The following is a 16,293-nucleotide window of genomic DNA, read 5'->3' on the forward strand; positions in this document are numbered from 1 at the left end:
GCCTGGGGTGTGACGGAGGTCAGGAGGAGGCGAGGGGAAGGACGCTGTTCAGAACGGCCTGCGCCGTCTCGGCCGGACGGGTGCGGAGGAAGTGGTGGCCCCCGCCGGCGAGTTCATGGAGATCGACATGGTCGGCCAGGAGCCGCCAGTCGCGGTGCCGCTGGGCGTGGCCGGCGGTGTGCGGGTCGTCGGCGGCGACGACCACCGAGACCGGCGCGGCCAGTTTCACCTGCGGCGGGGCTTCCAGGATCTGGTGGAAGTAGCGGTGCGCGGCCACGCAGTCGTGCCGGTAGGCGGCGGCGATGTGTTCGGCGTGCGGCGTGTTGAGTTCCACGAGTTCCGCGTAGCCGCCGTCCCCGGTCAGCCGCTCGGCGATCTCGGCGTCGCTGCTGCCGGTCAGTTCGACGATGGCGGCGAACCGGTCGGCGGCGGTGCCGAGGAGTTGCGCGCCGAGGAAGAGCCGGGCCACCTCCACGCCCCGCTGCTGGAGTCTGAGGGCGGTCTCGACGGCCGCCGCGGTTCCCGAGGAGTGGCCCCACAGCACGACCCTGCTCAGACCGCGGGCCGTGATCTCGGTGACGGCCTGCTCGGCCACCTGCTCGATCGTCGCGAACGGCTCGGGGGGCGCGGCCAGGTTGTGACCGGGCAGGTCCACGGCGAGGACCGGCAGGCCGCTGCCCGCCAGCGCGCTGGCCATGGGCTGGTAGTTGACGGCGTTGCCGCCCGCGTAGGGGAAGCACACCAGGGCGCATTCGCAGGTGCGGCTCCCGCCCGACAGGGGCAGCAGCAGCTCGGGGCGCTGCCGGGCCGTGCCGTCGAGCAGGGCGGCCAGGTCGGCCAGGACCGGGTGCCGGGTGATGTCCTTCAGGGACACCGCGCGGTCCAGGGCGAGGCTGAGCTTGACCGCGGTCAGGGAGGTGCCGCCGGCGTCGAAGAAGTGGTTGGTGCGGCCGATCCGCCGTTCGGGCACCCCCAGCAGTTCGGCCCAGGCCGCGGCCAGCCGCCGTTCGGTCGGGCTGAGCGGGGCGGCGGTGTCCGCGGTGTCCGTGTCCGGTGCCGACTGCTCGGCCAGGGCGGTCAGGGCCTTGCGGTCGATCTTGCCGTTGGGGGTCAGCGGCAGGCTGTCGCGCCAGTGGAAGGCCGACGGCACCATGTAGCCGGGCAGGGCCGCGCCGAGTTCCTTGCGCAGGGTCTCGGGTTCATGCTCGTCACCGGAGTAGAAGGCGATCAACTGCCTGCCGCCGCCGGTGCGTTCGGCGACGACCACGGCGCCGTCCCGCACCCCGTCCACCCGCAGCAGGGAGTTCTCGATCTCGCCCATCTCGATCCGGAAGCCGCGGATCTTGACCTGGTTGTCCCGGCGGCCGAGGAACTCCAGCTTGCCGCCGGGGTGCCAGCGGCCCCAGTCCCCGCCCAGGTAGAGCCGTTCACCGGGCCGGTACGGGTCCGTCCGGTACGCCTCCCGGGTGCGTTCGGGATCGTTGACGTACCCGCGGCCCACGCAGACACCGGAGAAGGCGATCAGTCCGGGGGCGCCGAGCGGTACCAACGCGAGCTGTTCGTCGACGACATGGACGCGTACGTTGTTGACGGCCCGCCCCAGCAGCACCCGTTCGGGTACCTCCCTCAGGAGCTCGTGGTTGGTGTCGTCCGAGGTCTCGGTCAGCCCGTAGGCGTTGAGCAGTGCGATGCCCGGCTGGACGGCGAACCAGCGCTGGGTCAGCTCCCGTTTGAGTGCCTCTCCGGTCACCGAGACGCAGCGCAGGTCCGGGAGCATCCGCGGGTGTCGCTCCAGGTAGGAGACGACGACCTCCAGGTACGACGGCACGAGCTGCGCCACGCCGACCCGGCCGCGTTCCAGGGTGCCGACGAACCGCTCCACGTCGGTGATCACGTCCTGTTCCACCAGCAGGGTCCGGCCGCCCACCAGCAGCGGGGCCATGAGCTGCCACAGGGAGATGTCGAAGCACTGCGGGGCGGTCTGGGCGACCACGGTGCCCTCGCCGATCGACAGGTCGTCGATCTTGGCGTGCAGGTGGTTGAGCATGCCCGCGTGCTCGCACATCGCGCCCTTGGGCTCACCGGTGGAGCCGGAGGTGAAGTAGATGTAGGCGAGCTGGCCGGGGTCGACCCGGATGCCGGGGGTTTCGTCGGCGTGCGATTCGGCGTACGCCGTCTCCGTCAGGAGCTTCTCGACGTCCTCGAGGGTGGTCAGCGCCTCGTCGAGGGTGCGGGTGCTGCCGGACTCGGTGAGGATCAGCCGGCACCGCGCCCGGGACAGCGTCGCCGCGATCCGGCCGGCCGGGAAGTGCGGTTCGATCGGCAGATACGCGCCGCCCGCCTTGAACACCGCGAGCACGGCCGCCAGCCAGTCGAGGTTGCGCTCGGTGACGACGGCGACGACGTCCTCCCGGCCCAGGCCCCTGGCCAGCAGTGCGCGCGCCAGCCGGTTGGCCCTGCGGTCGAGTTCGCCGTACGTCCACTGCTGGTCGCCGTGTACGGCGGCCACCGCTTCCGGATGTGTCCGGGCGCGCCGCTCGAAGAGTTCGTGTGCCCGCGCGTCCGGCAGTGGACGGTCGGGTCCGGCCAGGCCTTCCAGCTGTTCGCGTTCCTCCTCGGCGGACAGCAGGTTCTGGTGGGCGTGGCCCGCGTCGGGCTCCGCGGTCATCAGCCGCAGGGCGGTCAGGTGGTAGCCGCCGATCCGGACGGCGGCCGGGGCGTCGAGCACGTCCGTGCGGTACCGCAGGAGCAGCGTCAGCCGTCCGTCCCGGTCGGACCAGCGCACGTGCAGGACAGCGTCGTCGGCAGGGGTCCGGCCGGCGTGGTTCCGGTCCGCCGCCGGCCCGGACACGACCTCGAACGGCGGTTCCGTCAGGCCCAGTTCCCGGCGCAGTTCGGCCACCGGGAAGTCGCGGTGGGCCCGTATCTCCGCCTCGGCGTGGTGTGCGGCCGTGACCAGGTCCGCCCAGGACCCGGAGGGGACGGACACCCGGCACGGCAGCGGATCGCCGTCCGCGCCGGTGGTGTACCCCGTGACCACGTCGGTTTCGCCGGAGAGCACGGCCAGCACCTTGAGGTGCGCGGCCAGCATCGGCGCGTCGACCGGCAGGCTCCGTCGCCCTGCCAGGTCCCGCACCGCCTGCGCAGTGCCGTCCGGCACGGGTATCTCGTGCTCGGCCGTACCCTGAGCCGGTTGCGGAGCCCACCGCGGCACGGCGGTGGCGCTGCCTGAGGTCAGTACCCGGCTCCAGAACTCCCGGTCCGATTCCACGCGCGTTCCCATCGAATGGCCTTCCTCAACTCAGGTTCGCCGTGCTGGCGTTGGCTGCTGACGTGGTCCGTCCTGTGGCGCCGGTCCGGCCGCCGCTCTCCGGCATGTCCACCGCGGGATTGCCGCCCCACTGGGCGTGCGCCGGGACCTCCTCGCCCTTCATGAGGAAGGAGTCGGGCGCCAGCACCGAGCCGTCGCCCATGGTCACGCCGTAGTGCACATGCGCGCCGACGCCGAGGGTGCAGCCCGCACCGAGGGTGGTGACGTCGGACTTGAAGGTGCCGTCCTCCTGCGAGTGGCACTGGACCTTGCTGCCGGCGTTGAGGGTGCACTCGTCGCCGATGGTGCTGAGCGTCCGCTCGGTCATGTAGACGCCGTCGTCGAAGACCATGCTGCCGATGCGGACACCCAGCAGCCTCCAGACCAGGGTCTTGAACGGGGTGCCGTTGAAGATGTTGAGGTACTGGTCGGGGACCTTCCACAGCCGCTCGTGCCACCAGAAGTACGGGTCGTAGATGGAGCACAGCCGGGGGCGCAGTGCCCGGAACCTCCCGATCAAGCGCTCCACCAGGACGAAGTACGCGGTGGTGAAGACGAGGCTGAAGGCCAGGTATCCGCCGATCACCACCTGTCCGAGCATGCCGTACAGGTCCACGGAGGCCAGGCCGAACAGGGTGAGCGCGAAGGTGTGCAGCCAGCGCACGAGCAGCATGCCCGCCATGGAGCGGAGGTTGTACCGGTTCTTCGCGGCGAGCCGGCGGCGGAGTGTGTCGCCGGTCCTGAGGTGGTCGAACCGGGTGTCGCGGTCCACCGTGCGGGGGATCTCGAAGCACGGTGAGCCGAGGAGGCCCACGCCTTCCCTGAGTTCGCCGTCGAGGGGAACCATCACCTTCGTCGCCAGCAGGCAGTTCGCGCCCGTCCTGCCCCCCACCGGATAGGCGATGTTGTTGCCCAGGAAGTTGCGGGGCCCGATGGCGACCCTGGACAGCCGGAAGGAGGTGCTGGAGAAGTCGGCGTTGACGACGGAGAGTCCGTCGGCGATCATCGTTCCGCTGCCGATGGTGACCAGCAGGGGCGACTCGTGCTGCACTTCCGTGCCGAAGTTCGAGCCGGTCTGCTCGACGCGTGACAGGTCGTATCCGATGCCGCGGAGGTAGTGGACGATGTACGAGCTGTCGCCGAAGAGCCAGGTGAAGAACTTGATGTTCGTCATGCGGGCCGTGAAGCGTTGCAGCACGTAGTGGAATCCGTAGAGCGGATAGACCTTGTCGGGCTTGAGGACCAGGCCCACCAGTCGCGGCACGGTGCAAAGGACCAGCAGCCCGAGGATCACGAACCCGAAGAACAGGACGCCGGAGAGCACGAGGGCGTCGGGGACCAGTTCCGAGGGGCTGAGCGCCACCGACTGCGGGTCGAGTCGTTTGCCGATCGCCGGTACCCCGGTGAAGAGCATGTACACCCCGCCGACCAGCAGCGGTATGTACACGACGAACAGCTGCGTCAGCGTGCCCAGGCCGAACCAGGCGCGGCGCAGGGTACCGCAGCGGGCCGGTGCGACCCTGGCGTAGTCGACCCCGGTGGGTTCCGCGGGGGATCCGTGCCAGTGCTCGCCGGCCGGAATCGACTGCCCGCGGTACAGGGCGGACGAGTGGCCGAGCTGAGCGCCGTCGCCCAGGGCGGTGTCGATGTCCAGGACGGTCTTCTCGCCGACCAGGACGTTTGCGCCGAGGGTGATCGGGCCGGTCTGGATGTGTCCGGCGTGGGCCCGGTAGCAGAGGAGGAACGCGTCCTTGCGGATCACCGTGTCCGCGCCGACCGTCAGGAGGTCGGTGCAGACCGGGACGGTGCGGGTGAGGATCGTGACCCCCCTGCCGATCCGTGCGCCGAGGGCGCGCAGATACAGCACGTACAGCGGGGTTCCGGCGAGGAGGATCATCGGGTTGGCGTGGATCAGCACCTTGACGAGCCAGAAGCGCACGTACGCCAGGCCCCAGACGGGGAACTCGTCGGGTCGCCAGCGGCCGACGAGCAGCCATTTCGCGGCGATCGGGAAGGCACACAGCGCCACGAAGGCGATGCCGCCGAACAGGACCGACCGCACGTAGACGTCGATCAGGCTCGCGCCGTCGGCGACCCACTCGTACCCCGCCGCGGTGGCGAATCCGTAGACCAGCGAGTAGCCCAGGAAGACCAGCAGTTGGACGGTTCCGCAGAACAGGTGGGTGCGCCGTCTCGCGCGCGGCCCCGGAGCCTGAGGCGGGGGCGCCGTCGGGGACGGTGCGTCCGCCGGACCGGCGGGGGCGGGATCCCCCAGCGCAGTGGCCAGACTCCGGATCGTGGGGTGCTGGTAGATGTCCTTCATGGACGGGGAGGGCAGATCGGCGGTCTTGCGTATTCGCGCGCAGAACTGGGCCATGACGAGGGAGTTGGCACCCAGGTCGGTGAAGAAGTGGCCGTCGACCGGAACGCTCTCGGCGTCCAGGAGATCAGCCAGTGCCCTTGCGAGCCGCCGCTCCGTCTCCTCCCCCCGATGGCCGGTGCCGCTCAGCGCGACGACGGATTCACCCGGCTCCGAAACGACCTCGGAGGACTGTTCCACCATGCGATCTCCTGGAGAACGTGGATGTTCCTGATCACGAACCGGCGGATTCAGTTTGTCCAGAGCGATCTACGTCTGCCACTTTTGCCATGGGTTCAACGACTCGGGAAGAGGGCCGAGTCGGGCCGCATCCCGGGATTCAGGCCGGGACGGGCAGGGACTGGTTCACCCACATGGCGGTCCCCCAACCGGCAGCGCTCCGGGACCGGACCGGTAGAGGGGTGGCCCGGACGTCGTCACGCGAGGGAATCGCCCGGCCTCCGGGAGTGACGCCAGGCCTCGTCGCCGAGCCGGTCGCGGCAACGGCGTCCGGGCACATCGGTGACGGTGTGCGGGCACGTCGGTGACGGTGTGCGGGCACCTCGGTGAGGGCGTCCGGCACGTCGGTGACGGCGTCCGGGCATGTCGGCGGTCCGGGCCACGGTCCTGGGCGGGCCTCGACCCGGTGGGCCGCGGCCGGATCAGCCGGCGGCGGTCCAGGCCTTCGGACCCATGCCGCGCCACTCGATCAGATCCGGGTCGTCGACCGTCGTATTGGCCTCGGGCAGCCCGGCCCGGCGCAGGAACTCGACGACATCGAGCAGGTGATACGCGGTGCCGACATACTCTCCGCGGATGGTCACCCGCCTGCCACCGTCGGGGCCCGGCGGCTGCACCACCACAGGCGCGTCTTTCATGACTGCCGAATGCCCCGTACCGAGCCAGGTCATGCGGGCCGGTCCGCTGGCGATGCGCGTCGCCGCCACGTCGTCGCGGCCCGTGACCGCGCCCGACGTGCCCTTTTTCCGGCTCGGGCCGCGATGAGGCCCGGAAATCGGCGGACGGCCGAGACCGCCCGAAAGGCGGAGGGACAGGAGCGGAACCCGACCCGACGCATCCGGCCCGCCTCGACTGCTCCCTCCGGAAGATTCGGGCGACGCTCCGCCGGGGCTCGCCGGCCCGGCCCCGTTACCCCCGCGGGACCGCGGACCTCACACAGGTGCGGAACGGCCGGTGAGCCCGGGGAACGACCCCCCGCGGCCGCGTGCCGATTCCGGCGCGGAAGTGCCCCGGTGAGCACGGCCACCCTCCCCCAATTAGGGCGAGCGTGCTCACCGGGGCCGGCGCCGGCCCCGCGGATCACCACGGAGCCGGATCGGGCGAGTCCCCCGCTCACCCGTCCAGCACACCAGGACCGTCCCCCTCAGTCCCGGGTGCCCGGCGCCTGCGTCAGGGCGTCAGTGTGGCCCACACGGCGTGGCCGCTGGTGAGCCGGGACCGGTCGACGCCCCAGGAGTCGGCGAGTTCCTCGACGAGGAGCAGCCCCCTGCCGCCCTCGTCGTCCGGGCCGGGCTCACGCCGGAGCAGACCCTGCCGCGAGTAGTCGTGGTCGTGCACCTCCAGCCGCACACATCCTTCGGCGATCATGCCCATGCCACACAGGATGCGGACGCTGAACGTGTGACGGATGGCGTTGGTGACCAGCTCGGACACCAGCAGCACCGCGTCCTCGCACAGCTCGCCGGGCATTCCCCATGCCCCCAGACGCTCTCTCATGGAGCGGCGGGCGACTCTGACGCTGGAGCGGTGCGAGGGCAGCTCGATCCAGTGCGCCCGATCGGGGTCGACGACGTCTAACAGGTCGAGCGGTGAGGTCGCGTGGGGGGACACGTGGTTGCCTTCCGTGAGGCGGCTGCGGCGGGAAGCAGGCAGAACTGGGCAACGTCCGCGCGGGAGGAGCGAGTTGCCCGTGAGCGAACCGCGATTGCTCAAGTAACTATGCTCGCAGTCGGCTTCACCCTGCAACCGACTCCCTGATAATTTCAGACTGCCGGTGTCGGTGTGGTCGCTTCGTCAAGTGCCTGTCAAACTCGTACCGGTGACGTTCCTTCAGGAGGTAGGGCGTGAGCGAAGGCCGGTCGAACGCGAGCAGCGCCAGTGCGCCCACCGTGCTGCGCATGATCCTGGGCCGCAGGCTCCAGGAACGGCGCCAGGAAGCGGGCGTGTCACTGGACGAGGCGGCGCGGGCGCTGCGGGTCGCTCCCCTGACCATCCGCCGCCTGGAGAAGGCGGAGGTGGCACTCAAGCCTCTCTACGTGGAGAAACTCCTCGAGACCTATGGTGCCGACCGGCAGGAGACCGAGGAGTTCGTCGCCTTCGCCGAGCGGGCCAACGAGCCCGGCTGGTGGCACACCTACCGTGACGTGCTGCCCTCCTGGTTCAGCGCCTACGTGAGCCTGGAGACCGGTGCCACGACCCTGCGCACCTACGAGCCGCACTACGCCACGGGGCTCCTTCAGACCCGCGAGTACGCGCGTGCGGTGCTGAGCGGCGGCTTCCCGAACGACGGCGACGAGGAACTGGAACGGCGGGTGGACCTCCGGCTGCGCCGTCAGTCCCTGCTGGAGCGGCCCGAGGCGCCCACCCTGTGGGTGGTCATGGAGGAGGCCGTGCTGCACCGGGTCGTCGGTGGCCCCCAGGTGATGCGGGGGCAGATCGAACGGCTTCTGGAGGTCACGGAGCTGGAGCACGTCAGCGTCGACGTCGTGCCGTTCACCGCCGGTGCCCATGTGGGCGCGTGCGCCCCGTTCACCTACTTCCGTTTCGAGGAGCCCGAGCTTCCCGACGTCGTGTACAGCGAGATCCTCTCCGGCGCGATGTACCTGGATCAGCGGTCCGACGTCGTCGCCCATCTGGAGGCGCACAACCGCATGTCCCTGCTGACCTCCGACGCGCAGAGCAGGGCGCTCCTGGACCGCATGCGCAAGGAGTACGCATGACCATCAGCGACGGCAGTGCCCATGACGTGTACAACGGCATGCCCGCCTCGGACCTCGGCGAGCAGGGCTGGGAGTCACCCTGGAGCGGCCCCAACGGAGGCCAGTGCGTACAGACGAAGCAACTCGCCGACGGCCGGGTCGCGTTGCGGCAGTCGACCGATCCGGCCGGCCCCGCCCTGATCTACACCCCGGAGGAGATCACCGCGTTCGTCGCGGGGGTCAAACGGGGCCTCGCCGACCACCTCACCACTGGCTGACCCTCCCCCACCCTCCTCCTCTGAAAGGTTCAGGATGACCAACTCCCCCACGGCCCGGGACATCGACACCAGCAGGCCCCACTCCGCCCGCATGTACAACTACTACCTGGGCGGCAAGGACCACTTCGAGGTGGACACCCACGCCGCCGAGACCGTGGCGTCCGCCTACCCGGGCATCTTCGTGTGCGCGCGGGAGAACCGCGCCTTCATGCACCGGGCCACCCGCGTTCTCGCCCGCGAGCACGGCATCAGGCAGTGGCTGGACATCGGCACCGGCATCCCCACCGAGCCGAACCTGCACCAGGTGGCCCAGTCCGTGGTCCCCGAGGCCCGGGTGGTGTACGCCGACAGCGACCCGCTGGTGCTCAAGTACGCCGAGCGTCTGATGCGCAGCACGACGCAGGGCCGTACCACCTACATCGAGGCGGACGTCAACGACCCGCAGACGCTGCTGGACGCCCCCGAACTGGCGGAGGTCCTGGACCTCCGCCAGCCGGTGGCACTGTCGCTCAACGCCCTGATGCACTTCGTGACGGACGCGCAGGACCCGTACGGCATCGTCAGCCGGCTGCTCGACGTGCTTCCCTCGGGCAGCGCGCTCGCCCTGAGCCACTGCACGCCCGACTTCGCCCCGGACACCTGGCAGAAGGTCACCGACATCTACAACAACGCCGGGACCCCGGTGCAGTTCCGCTCACGGGCGGACGTGGCGCGGTTCTTCGAAGGGCTGGAACTGCTCGACCCCGGCGTGTCCGTGGGCCACCGCTGGCGCCCGGACCAGGAGCCGGGCGCCACCGACGCGGAGGTCAGCCTGTGGACCGGGGTGGGCATCAAGCCGTAACGGCCGCCGTGGGGGGATCCGCCTTCGGGCTGTCGTACCGCGCGGGGACTCGGCGGTACGACAGCCCGGGGAGGGTCAGCCGATGTGGTAGCTGTCCCCGTACACCTTCCAGTCCAGCGGGGTGTTCAGGCACAGGTTGCCCTTGTTCAGGAAGACCCGCTGCTCGGTGTCGACCCGGGTGGTGTCGCTGTGCGCCTCCTCCTGCTTCATGGCCCACACGCGCGCGTCGAGGAAGGCGTTGAGGTACGTGGTCTCGTTGCCGCCCTGCGCCGGCGGCTTGGCCTGGCCGAGGGCGCGCTTGCGTATGTTGCGGAAGCTGGTGGCGTCGTCGCCGTCGCCGTGCATGACGATGGCGTCGTAGTAGGCGAACTGCCCGAGCGTGCCGAGCCCGTCCGTCTTGCCCTGCTGCACGGCCGGGTTGAAGTACACCCGGTCGCGCTCGTCGTTCTGCGCCTGCTGGAAGGCGGTGTCCTGGGCGGCCTTGCGCCAGTCCGCGGGGAAGTTCGGGTCGAGGCCGGAGTGCGAGTCGGTGCCGTTGACCCGGCGCAGCGCCGGGAGGTACTTGGCGAGGACGTTGCCGGGCTTGCGGTCGGTGTAGAGCTGGACGAGGTCGAGCATGTCGCCGGTGCCGGAGCAGAATCCGATGATCCCGGCGGTGTAGCCGCGGCCGTCGCCGATGTCCTCGATGTACTTGTACTGCGCCTTCCAGTCGAGCGAGGAGTTCTCCGCGCTCGACACCAGCTTCATGGCGATCTCCTTCTTCGCCGCGTCGTCGAGGCCCACACAGCTCGCGGCCGTGCCGGCCGGGGCGGCCGAGGCGTGTGCGGGACGCAGCAGTACGGCGCCGGCGGCGGACGCGCCGAGCAGGGCGAGCAGGGTGCGCCGGGACGTCAGGGCGGGGGTCGTCGCGGGGGTGTTCGGATGCCTCACGTGGGCTCCAGGTGGTGGTGGGGGGTGGACTGGGGATCCACTATTAGGAAGGTTTCCTATCAGAGCCTGCCGGTGATGTGTACCCGTCACGCAGAAAATTCGTAGGGTCGGACAAGACAGGTACGGACCACGACCCCGGCAGCCGGGACGGCAGGCCGGTCCAGTAGTGGAATATTCAACAACTCTGGCCGGTTGACGGCGTCGAAGGAGGTCACGAGTGGACACCACGTACTACGACCAGGGGACTCTCACCGAGCGCTGGGACCGCGCCCGGCTGTTCTTCGACGCCAAGGACTACGCGGGCGCCGCGCGGGTGCTCGCCGGGCTGGTCGAGGAGGTGCCGGAGCAGACCGGGCCCCGGCTGCTGCTGGCGCGCGCCTACTACCACTCCGCCCAACTGCGGCGTGCCGAGGTCGAGTTGCGCGAGATCGTCGAGCGTGACCCGGTGGAGCACTACGCCCGGCTGATGCTGGGCCGCACGCTCCAGCGGCAGGCCCGGCACGAGGAGGCGGAGCCGCACCTGCGTCTCGCCTCGGCGCTGGCGGGCGACTTCCCGCAGGAGTAGTGGACAACGGCCAGGAGAGGGGCCCCGGGTCTTCCCGGGGCCCTTTCCTCGCTGCCCGCGACCCGGTCCGTGCCGTCAGAGGGGTGTGGCCGTGCGCAGGACCAGGAAGAGGGTGACCGCCGAGTTCGCCGAGGACATCGCGGACACGACGGTGCCCGCCGCCGCGCCCCAGACGGCCAGGCCGGCCCCGGTGAACGCCGACGGCCAGCCACCGGCCGACGGGGCGGGACCGAGCAGCGCGGCGACCCGGCGGGGCACCGGTCCGGTGGCGGCCAGCGCGGCCAGGGTGGGGGCCGGGGTGCCCCGCGACAGCAGCGCCGCCCTGCCGATGGCCCGGGCGACCGTGCGCCGGTCCCCCACCGCTCGGGCCGCCGCCTCGTCCGCCCAGCGCTCGGCGGTGAAGGCGACCGCGGTGCGCAGGGGCCGCAGGAAGGGGTTGGCTCGGGCCGCCAGGTGCACGGCGAGCAGGCAGCGGTGGTGCCGGGCGCCGACATGGGCGCGTTCGTGGGCGAACAGGGCCCGGCGCTCACCGGGGGCCAGCCCCTCCAGGAGCGCGGTGGTGACCACGATCCGGCCGGGCAGCGCGTAGGCGTAGGGGGTGGGGTCGGGCAGCACGGCCACCTCCCGGCCGGGCACTCCGGTCAGCGCGCGCCGGGCCAGCCGGGTGACCCGGCGGTGCCGGTGGAGAGTGCGCCCGCACAGTACGGCGACCACGCCGAGCGCGGGGATGGCGGCGCGGCCGGCGATCTCGTCCTGCGGCACGGCGGCCCGTACCTCCGGGTCGGACCAGGCGTCCGGGAGGGGGTTGCCGGGGAGCTGGGCCGTGCCGACCACCATCAGCAGGGCCAGGCAGAGCGTGCTGCACACGGCCATCACCACGGCCACCGCGGTGAGCAGCCGGGTGGCGGTGCGCGGATGCAGCCGTCCCTCGGCCAGCCTGGCGACCGGCCAGGCGGTCAGCGGAAGGACCAGCGGAAGGAAGACGAAGACCCCCATGGGCGGTCAGTCTTCCGTACCGCCGGGGTCGCTGGGCGAGGTGTTCCGACCGTTCACCCGGCCCGGTCCCGCGGCCTCCAGGAGCGCCCGGAGCACCTGCTCGTCGCCGGGCGGCAGCGCGGTGACGAAGCTCGCCAGGACGGCCTCGCGGTCCCGTTCCCCGTCGAGGAGCCGGCGCATCCGCAGGGCGGCGAGCCGGGCCACGTCGGCGGTCGGCGTCCACAGGAAGGCACGGCCCTGCCGCTCACGGGCGACGACGTCCTTGGCGAGCAGCCGGGTCAGGATGGTCACCACGGTGGTGTAGGCGAGGTCGCCGCCGAGCCGCTCCTGCACCCACGCGGCGGTGACGGGACCGCCGGCCTCGCGCAGCGCGCCGAGCACCTGGCCCTCCAGCTCCCCCTGACCGCGCCGGGCCCGCGCCATATCCCGTCTCCCTCCGGCGTCGGCGTGTCCGACCACGCTACTTCACGCCGCCCTGCCCCCGTACGTCCGCCGCCCGCGGCAGTGCGCGATGCGCGATCTCGCCGAGCGCGATGTCCACGACGATGAACAGGGCGGACGATGAACAGGGCGAGCGGGATCCCGAGCGGGGGGCGAAGCAGCCGACCACCGCGGTCACCGCCATCGCCGGGACGAGCAGGTACGGCGGGACGTCCGCCCAGGCGCCGCACGGGACCGGCCGGCCGAAGGCAGAGCCGCGGCCGCGCTGCCACCACCTGCGGTAGCCCCAAAGGATCAGGCAGAGCGCGAGCAGTGCCGGGGCGAGCTGGTTGACGATCCCGAAGAGGACGCCGGTGTGCGGGTCGATGCCCCACCGGGTCAGTTCGGCGAGCAGCGGATGGTCGGCGAACCGCAGGACGTCGGTCACCTCGCCGGTGGCCGGGTCGACGCGACGGCGTCCTGCCTCTCGGGCCGGCTGCGCTGCACCTGCCGGACGACGTAGGCGCTGTTCGCGTCGGCCGGCGGGACGATCTCGACGGGGTTGCCGAGGCCCTCGGCGCGGGCGGCGGTGAGCACCTTGTCCAGGTCCGCCCCGTGGTCGGCGCCGCCGCCGGTCGTCGACGCCATGTCGTGCCCGGCGTGTCCGCCGCCGCTCGGGGCCGCCGAGACGGACGCGGTGGCCTGGCCGAACGAGGTGCGCAGCTCGTCGACGTGGGCACCGGCGTACGTGGGTTGCGCAGCGCCCGCCGTCGCGAGAACCACAGGACCAGGCCGCCGCCCGCGATCACCCACAGCCGGCTCGCGGCGAGTTCGCTGTAGAGCCGGCCGGTGTCGCCGAGGTGCAGATCACGGTGGAGTTCGTCGATCCGGGTGCGCGGCGGCAGCGCGCCGGTGGAGCCGTACTGTTCGAGCGCGCCGAGCACCTTCCCGGTGGAGGGGCCGACGAACACGGCGAGGGTGTGGTCCGCGCCGACGCCCTTCACGCCCGACAGCAGGACCCTGCTGGCCGCGCCGGCTTCCGGGGCGGGCCGTATCGGGGAGACGGTGCCCTCGGGATGGGCCTGGCGCGCGGCGGCGGCCTGATCCGGCACCGGCGGCTTTGACCCGGCCGCCGGGACGGTCAGCTCGTGGGCGTACACCAGCTTCCCGGCCGGGAAGGGACAGGCGTACAGCAGGCCGGTGGCGGCGGCGGTGAGCAGGAAGGGGGGCGACCAGGACGCCGGCGTAGAAGTGCAGGCGCGGGACCGGCGGACGCAGCGGTGCCCAGCGGCTCGGGGCGCGGCCGGGAGGGCCGGTTCCGGGACCTCGTCCGAGGGGGGTCCTCCAGGGCGGGCGGAGCCGGGACGGGGGGAGTTCGAGGGGGCGATGGCCGTCGGGGGCTTCTCCGGGGACTCGTACGGGAGCGGTGACGGTCCGGTAGTCGGAGGGTGTCGGAGCGGAGCTCCCGGCAGGTAAAGTGACCTGCGTCACATTCGCCGTCATGGCATGCTGGCGCGATGGCATCCCCCAGTGATCGCGCATCCCTTGCCGAGCGGGTCGAGGAACTCCTCGCCACCGGCCGCCCGTTGCCCATCGTCGCGGCCGGCGACCCGGTACTGCGCCGCGGAACCGAGCCGTACGACGGCCAGTTGGGCCCCGAGCTGCTGGCCCGGTTCGTCGGGGCGCTGCGCGAGACCATGCGCGCGGCACCGGGCGTGGGCCTGGCCGCGCCCCAGGTCGGCATCGGACTGCGGATCGCGGTGATCGAGGACCCGGCGCCGGTACCCGAGGAGGTCGCCGTCGTCCGCGGCCGGGTCCCGCAGCCGTTCCGTGTCCTGGTCAACCCGGTCTACGAGCCCGTCGGCGGCACCCGTGCCGCCTTCTTCGAGGGCTGCCTGAGCGTGCCGGGCTACCAGGCGGTGGTGGCCCGGCACGCCCAGGTGCGACTGCGCGGCCAGGACGAGCACGGCCACGCGGTCGACGAGGTGTTCACGGGATGGCCGGCCCGGATCGTCCAGCACGAGACCGACCACCTCGACGGCACGCTCTACCTGGACCGTGCGGAGCTGCGTTCGCTGTCGTCGACGGAGACGGCCGCGGAACGCTGGGCCGAGCCGACCCCGGCGACGGCGGCGGCGGAGCTGGGCTTCAGGCTGCCCTGATCAGGCCCACGCTCCCCGCAGGGGCCTCACCCCCGGTAGGCCTCCAGCAAGCGCAGCCACACCTCGCTCAAGGTCGGATACGACGGCACCGCATGCCACAGCCGGCTGACCGGCACCTGGCCGGCGACGGCGACCGTCGCCGAGTGGATCAGCTCGCCCACGCCCGGCCCGACGAAGGTGACCCCGCGCAGGATCTCCGCCTCCAGGTCCACGACCATCCGGGCGCGGCCCTTGTAGCCGTCGCCGTACAGCCCCGCCCCGGCGACCGAGGAGAACTCGACGTCGACGGCCCGCACCCGGTGCCCGGCCTGTTCCGCCTCGGCGAGGGAGAGACCGACCGCCGCCGCCTCCGGGTCGGTGAAGACGACCTGCGGTACGGCGTGGTGGTCGGCGGTGGCCGCGTGCGCGCCCCAGGGGCCGTCCAGCACGGGCGTTCCCGAGGCCCGGGCGGCGATGGTGTCGCCCGCGATCCGCGCCTGGTACTTGCCCTCGTGGGTGAGGAGCGCCCGGTGGTTGACGTCCCCGACCGCGTAGAGCCAGTCGGTGCCCTCGACCAGCAGGGTGTCGTCGGCGGTGAGCCAGGAGCCCGGTTCCAGGCCGACGGTGTCCAGGCCGATGTCGTCGGTGTGCGGGATGCGCCCGGTGGCGAAGAGGATCTCGTCGGCCTCGATGCGGTCACCGGCGTCGGTCACGGCCACGACCGTGCCGTTCTCCCGGGTCACCGACACGACCGAGGTGCCGGTACGGACGTCGACGCCGGCCTCCTTGAGCGCCTCGCCGACGAGTTCGCCGGCGAACGGCTCCATGCGGTTGAGCAGGCCCTTGCCGCGGACCAGCAGGGTGACCCGGGAGCCGAGGGCCTGCCAGGCGGTGGCCATCTCGGTGGCGACGACACCGCCGCCGACGACGATCAGCCGGCCGGGTGCCTGCTGGGCGCTGGTGGCCTCACGGCTGGTCCACGGCCTGACCTCGGCGAGTCCCGGCAGGCCCGGCAGCTGGGCGCGGGTGCCGGTGGCGACGGCGACCGCGTGCCGGGCGGTGAGGGTGGTGACGGTGCCGTCGGCGCCGGTCACCGTGACCGTGCGGGGCCCGGCGAGCCGCCCGTGACCGCGGTACAGGTCGGCGCTGATGCCGTCCAGCCAGGCGACCTGGCCGTCGTCCTTCCAGTTCGAGGTGAAGTAGTTGCGCCGGGCGAGGACCGCCGGGGTGTCGAGCGGGCCCTGGACCGCCTGGCTGAGACCGGGCAGGCGGCGGGCGTCGGCCTGGACGATGAGCGGGCGCAGCAGGGCCTTGCTGGGCATGCACGCCCAGTACGAGCATTCGCCGCCGACGAGTTCGCTCTCCACGACCGCGGTGGAGAGGCCGGCCGCACGGGTGCGGTCGGCGACGTTCTCCCCCACGGGCCCGGCCCCTAGCACCACGACGTCGTAAGCGATGGATTCCGTTTCCGTCATGGGGTCAGTCTCCCGGGTGGCGTGCGCCGAGGCCACACG

Annotated in this window: 13 protein-coding genes and 1 pseudogene; 5 read left to right on the top strand and 9 right to left on the bottom strand. The window is 71.9% G+C overall.

The features are described 5' to 3' along the window. Window positions 1-19: 19 nt before the first annotated feature. From ACZ4O3_RS36665 to ACZ4O3_RS36680, 4 genes are all read right to left on the bottom strand, one after another. On the bottom strand, window positions 20-3,283 hold the full coding sequence (locus tag ACZ4O3_RS36665; protein WP_467726496.1) for a non-ribosomal peptide synthetase: 3,264 nt from the start codon (window positions 3,281-3,283) through the stop codon (window positions 20-22). 13 nt (window positions 3,284-3,296) lie between these two features. After that, a complete protein-coding gene (locus tag ACZ4O3_RS36670) occupies window positions 3,297-5,873 on the bottom strand; it encodes a Pls/PosA family non-ribosomal peptide synthetase (RefSeq protein WP_467726498.1) in 2,577 nt (858 codons plus the stop codon). A 458-nt stretch (window positions 5,874-6,331) separates the two neighbouring features. Beyond that, window positions 6,332-6,580 carry a hypothetical protein gene (locus tag ACZ4O3_RS36675; RefSeq protein WP_362724029.1) on the bottom strand — a complete coding sequence of 83 codons (249 nt, stop codon included), beginning with the start codon at window positions 6,578-6,580 and terminating at the stop codon, window positions 6,332-6,334. Between the two features lie 499 nt (window positions 6,581-7,079). Then, entirely contained in the window at window positions 7,080-7,520 is a 441-nt protein-coding gene (locus ACZ4O3_RS36680) for an ATP-binding protein (RefSeq protein ID WP_467726500.1), read from the bottom strand. Window positions 7,521-7,753: 233 nt separating this feature from the next. On the opposite strand from ACZ4O3_RS36680, the gene ACZ4O3_RS36685 reads away from it, so the two are divergent. From ACZ4O3_RS36685 to ACZ4O3_RS36695, 3 genes are read left to right on the top strand one after another with little or no spacing between them, the layout of a single operon-like run. Further along, the gene (locus ACZ4O3_RS36685; protein WP_362724024.1) at window positions 7,754-8,629 is read left to right on the top strand and encodes a helix-turn-helix domain-containing protein; all 876 of its coding nucleotides are present in this window, start codon (window positions 7,754-7,756) and stop codon (window positions 8,627-8,629) included. Next, window positions 8,626-8,886, top strand: a complete 261-nt coding sequence (locus ACZ4O3_RS36690) for a DUF397 domain-containing protein (protein ID WP_362724022.1) — start codon at window positions 8,626-8,628, stop codon at window positions 8,884-8,886. The genes ACZ4O3_RS36685 and ACZ4O3_RS36690 overlap by 4 nt, the downstream gene beginning before the upstream one ends. 34 nt (window positions 8,887-8,920) lie before the next feature. Next, window positions 8,921-9,727 (top strand): SAM-dependent methyltransferase, encoded by an 807-nt coding sequence (locus ACZ4O3_RS36695; protein ID WP_467726502.1) that lies wholly within the window; start codon window positions 8,921-8,923, stop codon window positions 9,725-9,727. Window positions 9,728-9,802: 75 nt separating this feature from the next. On the opposite strand, the gene ACZ4O3_RS36700 is transcribed toward ACZ4O3_RS36695, so the two are convergent. Beyond that, complete coding sequence (locus ACZ4O3_RS36700) at window positions 9,803-10,657, bottom strand: chitosanase (RefSeq protein ID WP_384996551.1); 855 nt, start codon at window positions 10,655-10,657, stop codon at window positions 9,803-9,805. 217 nt (window positions 10,658-10,874) lie between these two features. Here ACZ4O3_RS36700 and ACZ4O3_RS36705 point away from each other — a divergent pair, with 217 nt between their 5' ends. Beyond that, window positions 10,875-11,222, top strand: a complete 348-nt coding sequence (locus ACZ4O3_RS36705) for a tetratricopeptide repeat protein (protein WP_362732193.1) — start codon at window positions 10,875-10,877, stop codon at window positions 11,220-11,222. A gap of 75 nt (window positions 11,223-11,297) precedes the next feature. Here the strand turns inward: ACZ4O3_RS36705 and ACZ4O3_RS36710 are convergent, their stop codons facing one another. The 3 genes and pseudogenes from ACZ4O3_RS36710 to ACZ4O3_RS36720 form a co-directional block, all read right to left on the bottom strand. Next, window positions 11,298-12,218 (bottom strand): M56 family metallopeptidase, encoded by a 921-nt coding sequence (locus ACZ4O3_RS36710; RefSeq protein ID WP_467726504.1) that lies wholly within the window; start codon window positions 12,216-12,218, stop codon window positions 11,298-11,300. A gap of 6 nt (window positions 12,219-12,224) precedes the next feature. Next, the gene (locus ACZ4O3_RS36715) at window positions 12,225-12,641 is read right to left on the bottom strand and encodes a BlaI/MecI/CopY family transcriptional regulator (RefSeq protein ID WP_467726506.1); all 417 of its coding nucleotides are present in this window, start codon (window positions 12,639-12,641) and stop codon (window positions 12,225-12,227) included. A 37-nt stretch (window positions 12,642-12,678) separates the two neighbouring features. Continuing rightward, a pseudogene (locus ACZ4O3_RS36720) lies at window positions 12,679-14,129 on the bottom strand (PepSY-associated TM helix domain-containing protein). A 26-nt stretch (window positions 14,130-14,155) separates the two neighbouring features. On the opposite strand from ACZ4O3_RS36720, the gene ACZ4O3_RS36725 reads away from it, so the two are divergent. Continuing rightward, window positions 14,156-14,800: a peptide deformylase gene (locus ACZ4O3_RS36725; protein WP_467726508.1), complete on the top strand. Its 645-nt coding sequence runs from the start codon at window positions 14,156-14,158 to the stop codon at window positions 14,798-14,800. 26 nt (window positions 14,801-14,826) lie between these two features. On the opposite strand, the gene ACZ4O3_RS36730 is transcribed toward ACZ4O3_RS36725, so the two are convergent. Next, window positions 14,827-16,254: a dihydrolipoyl dehydrogenase family protein gene (locus tag ACZ4O3_RS36730; protein WP_467726509.1), complete on the bottom strand. Its 1,428-nt coding sequence runs from the start codon at window positions 16,252-16,254 to the stop codon at window positions 14,827-14,829. Between the last annotated feature and the right edge of the window lie 39 nt (window positions 16,255-16,293).

This window comes from Streptomyces sp. NPDC026515 (assembly GCF_055567595.1).

What these genes read in the sequence shown, in the direction of transcription:
- ACZ4O3_RS36690 (WP_362724022.1), top strand. Translation starts at nt 8,626, where the DNA reads ATGACCATCAGCGACGGCAGTGCCCATGACGTGTACAACGGCATGCCC.
- ACZ4O3_RS36715 (WP_467726506.1), bottom strand. Translation starts at nt 12,641, where the DNA reads ATGGCGCGGGCCCGGCGCGGTCAGGGGGAGCTGGAGGGCCAGGTGCTC.
- ACZ4O3_RS36730 (WP_467726509.1), bottom strand. Translation starts at nt 16,254, where the DNA reads ATGACGGAAACGGAATCCATCGCTTACGACGTCGTGGTGCTAGGGGCC.
- ACZ4O3_RS36675 (WP_362724029.1), bottom strand. Translation starts at nt 6,580, where the DNA reads ATGACCTGGCTCGGTACGGGGCATTCGGCAGTCATGAAAGACGCGCCT.
- ACZ4O3_RS36725 (WP_467726508.1), top strand. Translation starts at nt 14,156, where the DNA reads ATGGCATCCCCCAGTGATCGCGCATCCCTTGCCGAGCGGGTCGAGGAA.
- ACZ4O3_RS36695 (WP_467726502.1), top strand. Translation starts at nt 8,921, where the DNA reads ATGACCAACTCCCCCACGGCCCGGGACATCGACACCAGCAGGCCCCAC.
- ACZ4O3_RS36710 (WP_467726504.1), bottom strand. Translation starts at nt 12,218, where the DNA reads ATGGGGGTCTTCGTCTTCCTTCCGCTGGTCCTTCCGCTGACCGCCTGG.
- ACZ4O3_RS36665 (WP_467726496.1), bottom strand. Translation starts at nt 3,283, where the DNA reads ATGGGAACGCGCGTGGAATCGGACCGGGAGTTCTGGAGCCGGGTACTG.
- ACZ4O3_RS36670 (WP_467726498.1), bottom strand. Translation starts at nt 5,873, where the DNA reads ATGGTGGAACAGTCCTCCGAGGTCGTTTCGGAGCCGGGTGAATCCGTC.